This window comes from Paracoccus broussonetiae (assembly GCF_031854425.1).
In the GTDB taxonomy this organism is placed as follows: Bacteria; Pseudomonadota; Alphaproteobacteria; order Rhodobacterales; family Rhodobacteraceae; genus Paracoccus; species Paracoccus broussonetiae.
In genome coordinates this window covers 158,112-174,193 of the sequence record NZ_JAVRQI010000010.1, presented here as the reverse complement: position 1 = coordinate 174,193, position 16,082 = coordinate 158,112, and the positions used below count along the sequence as shown (strand labels likewise).

The window sequence follows — 16,082 nt, the reverse complement described above, 5'->3', positions numbered from 1 at the left end:
GCAGGACGATGGCAGCGGATGTGACGATTCTGGTTCTGCGTGAACCGGGCGCCGATCAGGCGCTGCCATTGCCCGAATACCAGACCTCTGGTTCGGCAGGGGCTGACCTGCGCGCCGATCTGGGCGGGGCAGAGCTTGTGCTTCAGCCCGGCCAGATCCGGCTGGTTCCGACCGGCCTGCGCGTCCAGATCCCCGAAGGCTATGAGATGCAGGTGCGCCCGCGATCCAGTCTTGCGTTGAAGCACGGGGTCACGCTGCCCAACACACCCGGCACCATCGACAGCGACTATCGCGGTCCCCTGGGTGTCATCATGATCAATCTTGGCCAGCAGCCCTATGCGATCCAGCATGGAGAGCGGATCGCGCAGGCGGTCGTCGCCCCGGTGACGCGCGCACGTTATGTGACCGCCGAGGTGCTGGAAGATACCGCGCGCGGCGCGGGCGGTTTCGGCTCGACCGGCCGGGCCTGATTCCATGCTCATCCTGTTGCTGATGGCTGCCGTGCTTGTCGCGGGGGCCGCTTTTGGCTGGCCGCGCGGACGCAGCAGCGTCGTCGTCGCGCTGCTTTGGGGGGCGGTCGTGGCGGTCCTGGCGCTTGCACCCGGTTCGGCTTTTGCCCGCATGGCCGGAGGCGACGCGCGCTTTTGGCTGCTGGGCGGTGGTGTCGTTCTGCTGGTCGTCGGCTATCGTGCGGTGCTGCGGCATCTGCACAGAAAGGCGAATCGCGTGTCCGAGCCGAATTCCGAGCCTTCCTCCGTCAGCCCCTCGGGTCCGCTGTCCGATGCCGAACTTGACCGCTATGCGCGCCATATCGTGCTGCGGGAACTAGGTGGTCCGGGGCAGGCGGCACTTCGCCGCGCGCGCGTCCTGATCGTGGGCGCAGGCGGGCTTGGCGCCCCGGTCTGCCTGTATCTGGCCGCGGCCGGAGTCGGGCGGATCACGGTCGCCGATGACGACCGGGTCAGCATCTCGAACCTGCAACGCCAGGTGATCTTTCGCGCCAGCGATGACGGGCGGCCCAAGGCCGGGGCCGCGCACGACGCCATGCTGGCGCTGAACCCGCATGTCACCGTCACCGCGCTGGAACGCCGCATTTCCCAGGCCGATGCCGGGCTGATCTCGGACCATGACCTGGTGATCGATGGCACGGACAGCTTTGCCGCGCGCCAGGCGATCAACGGGGCCTGCGTCGCGGCAGGCGTGCCCCTGATCGCAGGCGCGATCGCGCAATGGGAGGGGCAGGTCACCGTCTGGGATCCAAAGCGGGACGCGCCCTGCATGGCCTGCATCTTTCCGCAGGCGCCTGCCCCCGGACTTGCCCCCGCCTGCGCCGAGGCGGGCGTCGTCGGTCCATTGCCGGGCGTCATTGGCAGCATGATGGCGCTGGAGGCGATCAAGATCATAGCCGGTGCCGGCCAGCCGCTGCGCGGGCGGATGATGATCTTCGATGGCCTTTGGGGCGAGAACCGCGTCGTGAAGCTGGCGCGGCGCGCCGATTGCCCAGTCTGCGGCTCTGGACATTTCCCCCAAGGGTGAAAGACTCGCGCCGACCGCAATGGAGGCGCGCATGAATCCCGAACTGACCCACTGGACCGGCCCGCTTGGCCTGCCGCGTTTCGACCTGATCCGGGACGAGGACTTTGCTCCGGCCTTCGACGATTGCCTGCGGCTGGCTGGCGAGGCGGTCGAATCGATCGCGGCCAATGCCGCCCCTCCCAGCTTCCAGAACACCGTCGCGGCCCTTGAAACGGCCGAAGAGCCGCTGAACCGGCTTTGTGCCATCTTCTTCAACCTGGCGGGCGTCGATTCAAATCCCGCTCGGGAAGAGTTGCAGCGCCAGATCGCGCCCCGGCTGGCTGCGCATGGCAGCAAGGTCAGCATGGACCCGCGCCTGTTCGACCGGGTCGAGGCGATCATGCAGGACCGGGACGAGCTTTCGCCCGAGGATCGGCGCCTGACCGAACTGACCCTGCGCGGCCTGCGTCGCGCCGGGGCAGGGCTGACCGGGGATGCCCGCGCCCGCATGGCGGCGATCCGCGAAAGGCTGGCGGTCCTTTCCACCGATTTTGCGCAGAACGTGCTGACCGATGAACGCGACTTCACGCTGACCATCCCCGATTCCGGGCTGGCGGGACTGCCCGATTGGCTGGTCAGGTCGATGCGCGCGGCAGCGCGGGAACGCGGGCTTGAGGGCCAGATCGTCACGCTCAGCCGGTCGCTTATTGTGCCCTTCCTGGAATATGCGCAGGACCGCGCGCTGCGCGAAACCGCCTGGCGGGCCTGGACGGCGCGCGGCGATGGCAGCGGGGCAGGCGGGGCCAGCACGGACAACCGCCCGATTGCCGCAGAAATCCTGAAACTGCGCCATGAACGCGCCCGCCTGCTCGGCTATCAGGATTTCGCCAGCTACAAGCTGGAGCCCGAGATGGCCGGGAACGCCGAAACGGTCGAGGCACTGCTGTCCCAAGTCTGGTCCGCTGCCCGTCTTCGGGCCGAGGCCGATGCCGACAAGCTGGGCCGGATGCTGAACGAGGATGGCATCAATGGGGCACTGGAACCCTGGGACTGGCGCTATTACGCCGAACGGCGCCGCAAGGCCGAACACGACCTGGATGAGGCCGAGATCAAACCTTACCTGACACTGGATGCGATGATCGGCGCGGTCTTTGAAACCGCGCATCGCCTGTTCCGGTTGGAGGCGCGAGAGGTTCAGGCCCCGCTTTGGTCGCCGGATGCCCGGGCGTGGGAAATCACCCGCGACGGCAAGCGCATGGCGGTCTTCCTGGGTGATTACTTCGCGCGCCCCGGCAAGCGGTCGGGGGCATGGTGTTCGTCCCTGCAGCAGCAGCATGCGATCGGCGGGGGCGAACGCCCCATCGTTGTCAACGTGTGCAATTTCACCCCGCCCGAGGAAAAGGGTGCGCCCGCCTATCTCAGCTGGGATGACGCGCATACGCTGTTCCACGAATTCGGCCATGCGCTGCACCATATCCTGTCGGACGTGTCCTGGCCCTCGATCTCGGGGACGTCGGTGGCGCGCGACTTCGTGGAACTGCCGAGCCAGCTTTTCGAACATTGGCTGGAGCAGCCCGAGGTGCTGGATCGCCACGCCCGCCACGCGATCACCGGCGCGCCGATGCCCGCCGCGCTGCGCGAACGCATCCTGTCGGCGCGGAATGCCGATCAGGGCTTTGCCACGGTCGAATACCTGGAAAGCGCGCTGGTGGACCTGGCCTTTCACCGGGGCGAGCCACCCACAGATCCGATGGCGCGCCAGGCCGAGATCCTGGCCGGTTTGGGGGCCCCGTCTGCAATCCCGATGCGCCACGCGACGCCCCATTTCGCCCATGTCTTCTCGGGCGACGGATACTCGTCAGGCTATTACAGCTATATGTGGTCCGAGGTCATGGATGCCGACGCGTTCGAGGCTTTCATGGAAAAAGGCGACGCCTTTGACCCCGAAATCGCCGCGAAACTGGAGCAGTGGATCCTGTCCAAGGGAGATTCTGCACCCGCTGACGAACTTTGGTTGAAATTCAGGGAACGAAAACCGGGGGTTCACGCTTTGTTGAAAGGACGCGACCTTCTGGACGTTGCTTCCTGATTCAACGGGAGAACCGGACATGACTGTGAAGAGACTTTATGCCCTTGCCGCCGTTGTCGTGCTGGCAGGGGTCGCAGCCTGCGATCAGGCTGGCCCCGTAACGCCCCAGGACACCCCTGGCCCGATGGCGCAGTCAAGCGCGCTGAACGGCACCTACAACCTGCTTCGTTCGAACTGCGGCGACACCACCAGCGACAAGAGCCTGGTGATCGACGGCAACAAGTTCATCTTCCCCAGCGCGACCTGCACGGTTGTCTCATCCGAGCAGCAGGTCAACCAAACCCGCGTGACGCTGGCCTGTGAAGGCTCGCCCGCCGCCGGGAACCGGGTCGTCAACCTGCAGCGGAGCCCGGATGGAACGCTGAGGATCGAAGAGAACTCGATCACGCTGACCTATTTCCAGTGCATGAAGGCATCCGCCAGCAGCAGCTCGCTGGTTGGACAGGCCATGTAACGCTGGATCAGGCCCGCACAGAAGCGGGTCGCCCGTCGGGGCGGCCCGAAACCCTTCAGCTATTCCCTGATCTCGTCGCGGTCGACGCCCCAGATCGTGGATTTCGGCACCCAGCCTTTTTCGCCTCCGCCTGACACGCGGCACCAGTCCATGTTGCATTCATGCAGGCGGACGATGGCGCCAGCCTCGGCGCGGGCGACAACATTGCTGTGTTCGTCTGGCTTTGCGAGCAGCTCCAGCATGTCCTTGCGCACGATCGCGGTGCGCACGCCAGACAGCAGCGAATAATGCACCCAGCCCCCGGCGCCGTCCTGATCCTCGACCCGGCGCCAATGGCCGAATTCTGCGACGACGCGCAATGGCATCCCGGCATGGCGGAAGACCCAATCGATCCGGTGCGACAGGCTGGGTCCGCGCCGCGCATTACCTTCGCTGCCCTTCAGGCTGACATAGCGCGGCAGGGGCAGGTTGGTAACGGGGCCGCGACCGGGATCCGTCTCTCCATCCGGGTTCCGGCTGATCTCGGCATCCGCCGAGACCGAGGGAAGTTCCTTGGCATCCAGGTTCTCGCCCGGATCGGTGGATTGGGCCAAGGCTGCGCCGCCCATCAACATTCCAGCGGCCAATGCCGCCGCACACAGCCTAAGCCCATCAAGTCGCATCTGCCCGTCCCGCTTTTCCGGGGTCTTGTGCCCGCCCCGCATCGCAGGCACTTTGCCAAAGGCCGCCCACTTTTGGAAGAGAGGTCGGCCAACACGGGGGGAGGGAGCGTCATGCCAGCAGTGGAAATGCAACGCGGCAGGCTGAGGGTGACGGTAACGCGGCGACTGCCCGAGGCGGTCGAGACGCGGATGTCGGAACTGTTCGACGTGGTCCTGCGCAGCGACGATCTGAGGATGTCGCGTGAAGCGCTGGTTGCGGCCATGCAGGACAGCGACGTGCTTGTGCCGACCGTCACCGACAGGATCGATGCAAGCATGCTGGCCCAGGCTGGTGAGCGGCTGAAGCTGATCGCGAACTATGGCGCGGGCTTTGATCACATTGACGTGCAGTCGGCCCGTCAGCGCGGCATCCTGGTCTCGAACACGCCGGGCGTCGTGACCGAGGACACGGCCGACATGACGTTGGCCTTGATGCTTGCGGTGACGCGCCGCCTGCCAGAGGGCATGGCCGAGATGCAGGCCGGGCGCTGGCAGGGGTGGTCGCCGACCTCGCACCTTGGGGGCCGTCTGGGGGGACGGCGCCTTGGCATACTGGGCATGGGCCGGATCGGGCAGGCGGTCGCGCGCCGCGCCCGGGCTTTTGGGATGCAGATCCACTATCACAACCGCCGCCGCTTGCGCCCCGACGTCGAGGCCGGGCTGGAGGCGACCTGGTGGGAAAGCCTGGACCAGATGCTGGCGCGGATGGACATCGTCAGCGTGAACGCACCGCATACGCCCTCGACCTTTCACCTGCTGAACGCGCGCCGCCTGAAGCTGATGAAGCCGACTGCGGTGGTGGTGAACACCTCGCGCGGCGAGGTGATCGACGAGAATGCCCTGACCCGGATGCTGCGCGCAGGCGAGATCGCGGGCGCGGGCCTTGATGTCTTTGAACACGGGCACGAGATCAATCCCCGCCTGCGCGAGCTGCCCAACGTGGTCCTGCTGCCGCATATGGGCTCGGCAACGATCGAGGGCAGGATCGAGATGGGGGAAAAGGTTCTCATCAACATCAAGACCTATGCGGACGGCCATCGGCCGCCGGATCTGGTCGTCCCCTCGATGCTGTGACCCTTTGCGGCGCCGCACCCGATGCGTCGCTTTCATCGGCTAAATGCGTCATGTCGTTTTTCGACATGAAAATGTCGCGGGCGACCTGCTTGCCGACTGACGCTCTGCCACAACTCGCCCTGAGACAGCTCGCGCATATAGGAGTCGCTTGCCATGAAAACCCATGTGAAGGCCCTTGTGGTCGGAGGCGGGGCCGTCGGTTGCGGCATCGCGCTGCATCTGGCGCGTGCCGGCTGGGACACCCTGCTGGTCGAGCGCGACGAGCTGACGGCCGGGTCCACATGGCATGCCGCCGGTCTTTTGCCGTTGTTCAACATGGGTTACGCGACCAGCCACATCCATGACTATTCGGTCAGGCTTTACGCCGGACTGGAGGCCGAGACGGGTTTGAACGCGGGCTTTACCCGCTGCGGAAACCTGCGCATGGCGCAAACCGACGCTCGGATGGACGAATACATGCTGTATTCCGCGACCGCCGAAACCGTGGGGGTCGAGCATGAATTCCTGACGCCCGCGCAGATTAAGGAACGCTGGCCACTGGTCCGCACCGAAGATCTCAAGGGCGCGCTGTTCCATCCGACCGACGGCTATATCAACCCGGCTGATGTCACCCAGGCGATGGCCAAGGGCGCGCGCATGGCCGGCTGCGACATCGAGCGTCGCATTCAGGTGAACGGCTATTTCTGGACTGGCGACGAATGGGTCGTCACCTGCGAGCGCATGGTCGAGAAGGGCGGCAACCTGGTGCCCTCGGGCGAGGTCTTCCAGATCCATGCCGAACATGTCGTGACCGCTACCGGAAACCACGCGCAGCGCACGGCGCGGCTGCTGGGGATCAAGATCCCCGCCATTCCGGTCGAGCACCAGTATATCGTGACCGAGCCGGATCCCGCGTTGGTCAAATGGCGGGCCGAAGGCAATCCCGAACATCCGGTCCTGCGCGATGCCGATGCGAAATGGTATGTGCGCGAGGAGCGCGGCGGCTGGATTCTTGGCCCCTATGAACGCAATGCCCCCGCGCGCTTCCTGTATGACGTTCCCGACAGCTTCCGGGCCGATCTGTTCCCGCTGGATCTGGAGCGGATCGAGGAAGAATACATGTCGATGATCTACCGGATCCCGACCTCCGAGACGGTGGGGCTCAAGGACGATTTCAACGGCCCGATCTGCTATACGCCCGACGGCAACCCGCTGGTCGGTCCGGCGCCGGGTCTGCGCAACATGTGGCTGGCCGAGGGCTTCAGCTTCGGGATCACTGCCGCAGGCGGCACCGGCCATTACCTCGCCCAGATGATGATCGAGGGTGAGGCCGAGATCGACATGGCAAGCCTTGATCCTCGGCGCTTCGGGGGCTGGATGACCACCGAATATGCCGCAAAGAAGAACGAGGAAAGCTATGAGCATGTCTTCGTCCTGCACCACCCCGATGAAGAGCGCGAAGCCGCGCGTCCGCTGCGCACCGCCCCTGCCTATGACCGCCAGATCGCGGCTGGCGCCCAGATGGGGCAGGTGAACGGCTGGGAGCGCCCGAACTATTACGCTCCCGCCGGTTTCGACGACCATGCCAGCCGCAGTTTCCGCCGTGGGGGCTGGTGGCAATATGCCGCGGACGAGGCGCGCGCGATCCGTGACAGCGCGGGTCTGATCGACGCCTCGGCCTTTGCCAAGCATCGCGTCAGCGGTGCGGGTGCGACGGCCTTCCTTGACTGGCTGACAACCAACAAGCTGCCGAAGGTCGGGCGCATCAACCTGACCTATGCACTGACCGAGACCGGCACCACCCGGACGGAATACACCATCGTCCGGCTGGCCGAGGACGACTATTACCTGATTTCGGCCGGCGCTTGGGCGGATTACGACGGCGACAATCTGCGAAAGTTGGCCGAGGACAAGACCGCCGAGCTTGGCCAGATCCTTGTGCAGGACATCACCACGCAATGGGGTGTCTTTGCGATCGCGGGGCCGAAATCCCGTGACATCCTGGCCGAGATCGTCCGGGACGCTGATCCCGCGACCGTCCTGGGCAACAAGCGTTTTCCCTGGCTGTCGATGCGCAATATCGAGCTTGGCATGTGTCCCGTCCGCGCGATTCGGGTCGCCTATACGGGCGAGCTGGGCTGGGAGTTGCATCACCCGGTCGAATTCGGCCGCTATCTTTGGGACCAGCTGGTCCGGGCCGGCGAGAAGCATGGGCTGAAGCTGGTTGGTGCACGCGCCCAGAACTGGTTGCGGCAGGAGAAATCCTATCGTGCCTTCGGGACCGAGTTGGGCCGCGACGCGACACCGCTGGAAGCGGGGCTTGATCGTTTCGTCGACCTTGAAAAGGACTTCCGCGGCAAGCAGGCGATGCTTGACAAGGGGATCCGTTCGAAATGCGTCACACTGCTGATCGACGGGCCGGACGATGCCGATCCCTGGGGCCGCGAAGGGCTGTTCCTGGACGGTGCGCGGGTCGGGCGCCTGACCTCGGGCGGGTGGTCTGCGGCCTTCGGCAAGTCCGTTGGGATGGGTTATGTCCGCCCTGACCTGGCCGAGCCGGGCACACGGCTCAAGGTCCGCATGCAACGCGAGCTATGGGATGCCGTCGTGACTGAAGACAGTCCCTATGATCCCCAGAACGCCAGAATCCGCGTCGACGGCTGATTCCCTCCCCTGCCGAGACGCGACTGGGCCCGGTTCATGCCGGGCCCATTTTTTATCTCAGGGCCGCAAGCCGCGCATCCAGATCGAGGTGCAGGTCGCGCCGCTCCTCGGGGGAAAGGTAGGCGCCCAGTTCAATCTCGCGCTTGCCATCGGTCAGGACCAGGTAATCCTCGACCGGGCCACCCTGGCGCAGCGCCGCACGCACCCAATAGGGATTGGTCCGCCAGACCCGATCCGGCTTGCCGTGATCCGAGCGGGTCAGGACAAGCGTGCTGCGCGTCAGCTCCAGCACTTCAAGCCGGGGGCCGGTGTGATAGCTGCGCTCGATCGCGTGCCACAGCCCCCAGATCGCGATCAGCGCAAAGGGCAGAAGGCCCCACAACACGGCCGAGCCGATCACCGACAGCATCGGCAGCGCCAACCCCGCCGCCGTCAGGGCGATGACCCAGACGAACCCCCGGCGGGGCAGCGAGTGATGTGGCCAGACCTCGAGCCGATATGAAACGGCCCCGGATTGCTCCGGGGCCGTATCTTTCCAGTCATAAGGCATGGCCTGAGGATCAATGCGCGTGGCTGCGATCCCAGTCCTCGCGCTTGGGCAGCGTCTCGAACGTGTGTTCGGGCGGCGGCGAGGGCAGGGTCCATTCCAGCGTATCCGCGTGCTCGTTCCAGTAGTTCGGAACACCGACCTTCTTGCCCGCGAAGAGCGTGTAGAAGACGATCCCGATGAAGAACAGGAACGAAGCGAACGAGATATAGGCGCCAATCGACGAGATGTTGTTCCAATAGGCGAACTCGACCGGGTAATCGATATAGCGGCGCGGCATGCCCTGACGGCCCAGGAAGTGCTGCGGGAAGAAGATCATGTTCGAGCCGATGAACATGGCAAAGAAGTGAACTTTGCCCGCCCATTCCGGATATTGCCGGCCCGACATCTTGCCGATCCAGAAATAGACGCCCGCGAAGATCGCATAGACCGCACCCAGCGACATCACATAGTGGAAATGCGCCACGACGTAATAGGTGTCGTGATAGACGCGGTCCAGCGGCGCCTGGCTCAGCACGACGCCGGTCACGCCGCCGACGGTGAACAGGAACAGGAAGCCGAAGGCCCAAAGCATCGGCGTCTTGAACTCGATCGAGCCGCCCCACATCGTCGCGATCCACGAGAACACCTTGATGCCCGTGGGCACGGCGATGGTCATGGTGGCCAGCATGAAATAGCTCTGCTGGGTCAGCGACAGGCCCGCCGTGTACATGTGGTGCGCCCAGACGACGAAGCCCAGGATGCCGATCGCGGCCATCGCCAGCACCATCGGCAGGTAGCCGAAGATCGGCTTCTTCGCGAAGGTCGAGATGACGTGGCTGATGATGCCGAAGCCCGGCAGAATGATGATGTAAACCTCGGGGTGGCCGAAGAACCACAGGATGTGCTGGTACAGCACCGGGTCGCCGCCGCCGGCCGGGTCAAAGAAATGCGTGCCGAAGTTGCGGTCCATCAGCAGCATGGTGATCGCGCCCGCCAGAACCGGCAGGGACAGCAGGATCAGCCAGGCTGTGATGAAGACCGACCAGGCGAACAGCGGCACCTTGAACAGCGTCATGCCGGGGGCGCGCATGTTCAGGAAGGTGGTGATGATGTTGATCGCGCCAAGGATCGACGATGCGCCCGAGACGTGGACGGCAAAGATCGCCAGGTCCATCGAATAGCCGGCTTCGCTGGTCGAAAGCGGCGGGTAAAGCACCCAACCCACGCCCGAGCCGGGCTGGTCGCTGCCGCCGGGGGCAAGAATCGAGGCGATGCCCAGGCAGACGCCACAGACATACATCCAGTAGCTGAGGTTGTTCAGGCGCGGGAAGGCCATGTCCGGCGCACCGAGATGCAGCGGCATGAAATAGTTGCCGAAGCCGCCGAACAGCGCCGGAATCACCACGAAGAACATCATCAGGACGCCGTGATAGGTGATCAGCACGTTCCACAGATGGCCGTTCGGCGTACATTCCGCCGAGGCATCCGAGATGAACCGCGCCCCTTCAAGGCACATGTACTGCACACCCGGATGCTGCAGCTCCATCCGCATATAGACGGTGAACGCAACCGAGATCAGGCCGACAACGCCAGCCGTGAACAGGTACAGGATACCAATATCCTTGTGGTTTGTTGACATGAACCAGCGGGTGAAGAAACCGCGGGTGTCATGATGGTCTCCGTGGCCGTGAACGGCTGCGTCTGCCATGCTGAACTCCCTAAACATGCGCGGGGCCGGCCGTTCGGGCCGACGGAATCGGCTCAAGTTCTAGAACACAATCTTGCGACCGGCAATCGCGGCGGCACCGGATACGGGCCGCCGCGAGCTAGCGGGGCGTCGCTTGTGATGGTGCTGTTGCACCGCAGCGACAGGTCGCAGGATCAGTTCGCGGCGGGCGCCGCCGCCGGGGCGGCCGCCGCATCCGTGGTGGCGGTGCCGCCCGCTTCGGGCGAGTGCTGCGCAAGGAATGCAATCACGTCAGCCTGGTTCTTGGCCAGCTTGAACGTCATCTTGGTCTTCAACGATTTGTCGCCGACCTTTTCCTCGACATACTTGTTCGGATCGGTGACGTAAGAGGCAAGATCCTCGGTCGTCCAGACCTCGCCGGCTTCACCCAGCTTCACCAGCGCGTCGGAATACTTGAAGCCTTCCAGCGTTCCCGCCTTGCGCCCGACGACGCCATAGAGGTTGGGGCCGGTCTTGCCACCCTTGACCACATCCGTCCCGTCGGGGGACTGGATCATGTGGCAGGCCTTGCACTTCTTGAATTCCTTTTCGCCATTGGCGGCGTCCTGGGCCACGGCAGGCATGGCAAGCAGCATGGCCGCGATCGTGGCGTGAATGGCGATCTTCATGGGCATTTCCTCATAGGTCGTTTTCCAGAGACGGATGGGACCTCTCCCCTCCCTGACCCACATGGCTAACATGGGGCCGCAACCACTGGATACGGGCAAAAGGTCGCACATTGCGCAAGGATGAATATGCCTGGCGGCGAAAATCGCGCGAAGATCAGCCGGATATCGCGGGGAATCGCCCTTCGAAAGTGCGCTTCAGCGCAACGTCCAGATCCTCCAGCCCGACCGGGTGACCCAGATCGACAAGACTGGTCACGCCGTGGCCGGAAATGCCGCAGGGCACGATGCCGGCGTAATGGCCAAGATCGGGTTCGACATTGATCGAGATGCCATGGAAGCTGACCCATTTGCGCAGCTTGACCCCGATCGCGGCGATCTTGTCCTCGCGCATCGAGCCGTCGGGCAGCGGGGTCTTGTCGGGGCGGGCGATCCAGACGCCGACGCGTCCGTCCCGGATTTCGCCGCGCAGATTGAATTCCGCCAGCGCGTCGATGACCCAGCCCTCCAACGCGGCGACAAAGTTGCGGATGTCGCGGCCGCGCCGGTTCAGGTCCAGCATCACATAGATCACGCGCTGCCCGGGCCCGTGATAGGTATATTGCCCGCCGCGCCCGGCGTCGAAAACCGGAAAGCGCGCGTCCAGCAGGTCTTGCGACTTGGCGCTGGTGCCGGCCGTGTAAAGTGGCGGATGCTCGACCAGCCAGATCAGCTCGTCGGCCTCGCCGGCATGGATCTGCGCGGCACGCGCCTCCATGAAGGCGACGGCATCCTGATAGGGGGTAAGTCCGGGGGCGGTGATCCATTCGGTCATGCCCGTCATTTGGCGGGATTCCCGCCGCGCTGCAAGTGGGCGGGCGGATGATGAATTTCGCGCATGATCATTGTGCGGATGATGAATTTCACTAAATCACCTGTTGCGTCTATACAGACGGCCTCACAACGCCCGGAATCCGCCATGACCCTGCCCCAATCGCCCGTTTTCGAAGCCCTGCGCGCCGCCGCCCGCGACCGCATCCTGGTCCTTGACGGGGCGATGGGGACCCAGATCCAGCAACTGGGATTTGGCGAGGGCGATTTTCTGGGCCATGGCGGGGCCTGCGCTTGCGGCTGTCACCCGCCGGCATTGGGCGAGCATCCGCAAAAGGGCAACAACGACCTTCTGATCCTGACCCAGCCCGACGCGATCGAGGAGATCCATTACCGCTATGCCAAGGCGGGCGCGGATATCGTCGAGACGAACACGTTTTCCTCGACCACCATCGCGCAGGCCGATTACGGGATGCAGGGTGCGGTCTATGACCTGAACTTCCACGGCGCGCGTCTGGTGCGCAAGGCGCTGGACCGCGCCACGGCCGAGGACGGCCGCCCGCGCTGGGTCGCGGGGGCGCTTGGGCCCACCAACCGCACCGCCTCGATCAGCCCGGATGTGAACAATCCGGGTTATCGCGCCGTCACCTTCGACGACCTGCGCATCGCCTATGCCGATCAGATCCGTGGACTGATCGATGGCGGCGCGGACCTGATCCTGATCGAGACAATCTTCGACACGCTGAACGCCAAGGCTGCGGTCTTTGCGGCCGAGGAAGTGTTCGAGGAAAAGGGCCTGCGCCTGCCCGTGATGATTTCCGGCACGATCACCGACCTGTCGGGGCGGACGCTTTCGGGCCAGACCCCGACCGCCTTCTGGTATTCGCTGCGCCATGCCGCCCCCCTGACCATCGGGCTGAACTGCGCCCTTGGCGCCGAAGCCATGCGCCCGCACCTGGCCGAGCTGTCGGGCGTGGCCGATACGCTGATCTGCGCCTATCCCAATGCCGGACTTCCGAATGAGATGGGCCAGTACGACGAAACGCCCGATGACATGGCCCGTCAGGTCGCCGAATTTGCGCGCGAGGGGCTGGTCAACATCGTCGGCGGCTGCTGCGGCTCGACCCCGGAACATATCGCGGCCATCGCCCGTGCCGTCGCCGACATCCCGCCGCGCGTCCTGCCCGAGATCGAGCCGCGCCTGCGCCTGTCGGGGCTGGAGCCTTTCGTCAAGACCGACGACATCCCCTTCGTCAACGTGGGCGAGCGCACGAACGTCACCGGCTCGGCCCGTTTCCGCAAGCTGATCACCAACGGCGACTATGCGCCGGCGCTGGACGTGGCCCGCGACCAGGTCGAGAACGGCGCCCAGATCATCGACGTGAACATGGACGAGGGCCTGATCGATTCGAAGCAGGTGATGATCGACTATCTGAACCTGATCGCGGCCGAGCCTGATATCGCCCGCGTCCCGGTGATGATCGACAGCTCGAAATGGGAGGTGATCGAGGCCGGGCTGAAATGCGTCCAGGGCAAGCCGGTCGTGAACTCGATCAGCCTGAAAGAGGGCGAGGAGCAGTTCCTGCATCACGCCACGCTGTGCCGACGTTATGGCGCGGCGGTCGTGGTCATGGCGTTTGACGAGACGGGGCAGGCGGATACCGAGAACCGCAAGGTCGAAATCTGCGCCCGCGCCTATGATCTGCTGGTCAACACCGTGGGCTTCCCGCCCGAGGACATCATCTTCGACCCGAACATCTTCGCCGTGGCCACCGGCATCGAAGAGCATGACAACTATGGCATGGATTTCATCGGCGCGACGCGGCGGATCACGCAATCGCTTCCGCATGTTCATATCTCGGGCGGGGTCTCGAACCTGTCCTTCAGCTTCCGCGGCAACGAACCCGTGCGCGAGGCGATGCATGCCGTGTTCCTGTATCACGCCATTCAGGCGGGCATGGACATGGGCATCGTCAATGCGGGCCAATTGGCCGTCTATGACCAGATCGACGCGGATCTGCGCGAAGCCTGCGAGGATGTGGTCCTGAACCGCAAGCCCGCCAAGGGCGGCACCGCGACCGAGAACATGCTGGAGATCGCCGAGCGCTTCCGTGGCGAGGGCGGCGCAAAGGCCCGCGAAAAGGATCTGACCTGGCGGACCTGGCCGGTGAACAAGCGTCTGGAGCATGCGCTGGTCAACGGCATCACCGAATATATCGACGAGGACACCGAAGAGGCGCGCCTTGCCGCCGAACGTCCGCTGCATGTCATCGAAGGCCCGCTGATGGATGGCATGAATGTCGTCGGCGACCTGTTTGGCGCGGGCAAGATGTTCCTGCCGCAGGTGGTGAAATCCGCCCGCGTGATGAAACAGGCCGTGGCGCATCTGCTGCCCTATATGGAAGAGGAAAAGGCCGGCAGCGGCGCGTCCTCGAGCGCGGGCAAGGTGCTGATGGCGACGGTCAAGGGCGACGTCCATGACATCGGCAAGAACATCGTCGGCGTCGTCCTGGCTTGCAACAACTATGAAATCATCGACCTTGGCGTCATGGTCCCGGCGACCAAGATCCTTGAGGTCGCCAAGGCCGAGAAGGTCGACATCATCGGGCTTTCGGGCCTGATCACGCCCTCGCTGGACGAGATGGTGCATGTCGCCAGTGAGATGGAGCGCGAGGGTTTCGACATTCCGCTGCTGATCGGCGGGGCGACGACCAGCCGCGTCCATACTGCGGTCAAGATCAACCCCCGGTATGCCAAGGGGCAGACCGTCTATGTGACCGATGCCAGCCGCGCCGTGGGCGTGGTGGGCAACCTGCTGTCGGGCCAGAAATCGGCCTATGTCGAGAATGTGCGCGCCGAATATATCGACGTGGCGAACAAGCACGCCCGTGCCGAGGCCGAGAAGAAGCGCCTGCCGCTGGCCTCGGCCCGCGACAATGCCGTCAAGATCGACTGGACCGGGTTCGAGGCCAAATCGCCCGAGTTTCTTGGCGCCAGGGTGATCGACGATTTCGACCTGGCCGAGATTGCGCGCTATATCGACTGGACCCCTTTCTTCCAGACATGGGAGCTGAAGGGAGTCTATCCGCGCATTCTCGACGACGAAAAGCAGGGCCAGGTCGCCCGCCAGCTTTTCGCGGATGCGCAAGAGATGCTGAAGCGCATCATCGATGAGGCGTGGTTCAAGCCGCGCGCCGTCATCGGCTTCTGGCCCGCGAACCAGGTCGGCGACGATATCCGCCTGTTCACGGGCGAAGATCGCGAACATGAACTGGCGACGCTGCACACCCTGCGCCAGCAGGTCACCAAGCGCGACGGTCGCCCGAATGTCGCGATGTCCGATTTCGTCGCCCCGGTGGGCGCGCGCGACTATGTCGGCGGCTTCGTCGTGACGGCGGGGGGCGAGGAGCAGGTGATCGCCGACCGTTTCAAGGCTGCGCATGACGACTTCTCGGCGATTCTGGTGCAGGCGCTGGCCGACCGCTTTGCCGAGGCGCTGGCCGAGATGATGCATGAACGCGTGCGCAAGCAGTATTGGGGCTATTCGACGGAAAGCTTCTCGCCCGAGGAGTTGATCGGCGAACCCTATCCCGGCATCCGCCCCGCGCCCGGCTATCCGGCCCAGCCCGACCATACCGAAAAGACGACGCTGTTCCGCCTGCTGGACGCGACGGCGGCGACCGGGGTCGAACTGACCGAATCGATGGCAATGTGGCCGGGAGCCTCGGTCTCGGGCCTGTATATCGGCCACCCCGACGCCTATTATTTCGGCGTCGCCAAGGTCGAGCACGATCAGGTTCTCGATTATGCCGCGCGCAAGGGAATGACCGTGACCGAGGCTGAACGCTGGCTTGCCCCGATCCTGAATTACCTTCCCCAGGCGGCTGTCGCGGCCGAGTGAAAAGAACTGCGCGA

12 protein-coding genes are annotated in these 16,082 nt (G+C 64.5%); 7 read left to right on the top strand and 5 right to left on the bottom strand.

Translation table 11 applies throughout. The features are described 5' to 3' along the window. Window positions 1-8: 8 nt before the first annotated feature. The 4 genes from dut to RM190_RS14390 are packed head-to-tail and all read left to right on the top strand — an operon-like array spanning window position 9 to window position 4,058. Entirely contained in the window at window positions 9-470 is a 462-nt protein-coding gene (dut, locus tag RM190_RS14405) for a dUTP diphosphatase (protein ID WP_311760146.1), read from the top strand. Between the two features lie 22 nt (window positions 471-492). Next, entirely contained in the window at window positions 493-1,536 is a 1,044-nt protein-coding gene (locus RM190_RS14400) for a HesA/MoeB/ThiF family protein (protein WP_311760145.1), read from the top strand. A gap of 31 nt (window positions 1,537-1,567) precedes the next feature. Then, entirely contained in the window at window positions 1,568-3,604 is a 2,037-nt protein-coding gene (locus RM190_RS14395; protein WP_311760144.1) for a M3 family metallopeptidase, read from the top strand. 19 nt (window positions 3,605-3,623) lie between these two features. Further along, entirely contained in the window at window positions 3,624-4,058 is a 435-nt protein-coding gene (locus tag RM190_RS14390; RefSeq protein WP_311760143.1) for a hypothetical protein, read from the top strand. A 59-nt stretch (window positions 4,059-4,117) separates the two neighbouring features. On the opposite strand, the gene RM190_RS14385 is transcribed toward RM190_RS14390, so the two are convergent. Further along, window positions 4,118-4,672: an SH3 domain-containing protein gene (locus tag RM190_RS14385; protein ID WP_390908445.1), complete on the bottom strand. Its 555-nt coding sequence runs from the start codon at window positions 4,670-4,672 to the stop codon at window positions 4,118-4,120. Between the two features lie 174 nt (window positions 4,673-4,846). On the opposite strand from RM190_RS14385, the gene RM190_RS14380 reads away from it, so the two are divergent. Then, the gene (locus RM190_RS14380; protein WP_311760171.1) at window positions 4,847-5,833 is read left to right on the top strand and encodes a 2-hydroxyacid dehydrogenase; all 987 of its coding nucleotides are present in this window, start codon (window positions 4,847-4,849) and stop codon (window positions 5,831-5,833) included. A gap of 153 nt (window positions 5,834-5,986) precedes the next feature. After that, window positions 5,987-8,476, top strand: coding sequence for a GcvT family protein (locus tag RM190_RS14375; protein WP_311760141.1), 2,490 nt, complete (start codon window positions 5,987-5,989; stop codon window positions 8,474-8,476). A gap of 52 nt (window positions 8,477-8,528) precedes the next feature. Here the strand turns inward: RM190_RS14375 and RM190_RS14370 are convergent, their stop codons facing one another. The 4 genes from RM190_RS14370 to lipB all read right to left on the bottom strand — a co-directional run bounded on the left by RM190_RS14370 (window position 8,529) and on the right by lipB (window position 12,180). Beyond that, window positions 8,529-9,026, bottom strand: coding sequence for a DUF2244 domain-containing protein (locus tag RM190_RS14370; protein ID WP_311760140.1), 498 nt, complete (start codon window positions 9,024-9,026; stop codon window positions 8,529-8,531). A 10-nt stretch (window positions 9,027-9,036) separates the two neighbouring features. After that, on the bottom strand, window positions 9,037-10,713 hold the full coding sequence (locus tag RM190_RS14365; protein WP_311760139.1) for a cytochrome c oxidase subunit I: 1,677 nt from the start codon (window positions 10,711-10,713) through the stop codon (window positions 9,037-9,039). A gap of 173 nt (window positions 10,714-10,886) precedes the next feature. Beyond that, complete coding sequence (locus tag RM190_RS14360; protein WP_311760138.1) at window positions 10,887-11,360, bottom strand: c-type cytochrome; 474 nt, start codon at window positions 11,358-11,360, stop codon at window positions 10,887-10,889. Window positions 11,361-11,514: 154 nt separating this feature from the next. Then, window positions 11,515-12,180, bottom strand: coding sequence for a lipoyl(octanoyl) transferase LipB (gene lipB / locus RM190_RS14355; protein WP_311760137.1), 666 nt, complete (start codon window positions 12,178-12,180; stop codon window positions 11,515-11,517). Window positions 12,181-12,315: 135 nt separating this feature from the next. On the opposite strand from lipB, the gene metH reads away from it, so the two are divergent. Beyond that, on the top strand, window positions 12,316-16,068 hold the full coding sequence (metH, locus tag RM190_RS14350) for a methionine synthase (protein WP_311760136.1): 3,753 nt from the start codon (window positions 12,316-12,318) through the stop codon (window positions 16,066-16,068). Window positions 16,069-16,082 lie beyond the last annotated feature (14 nt).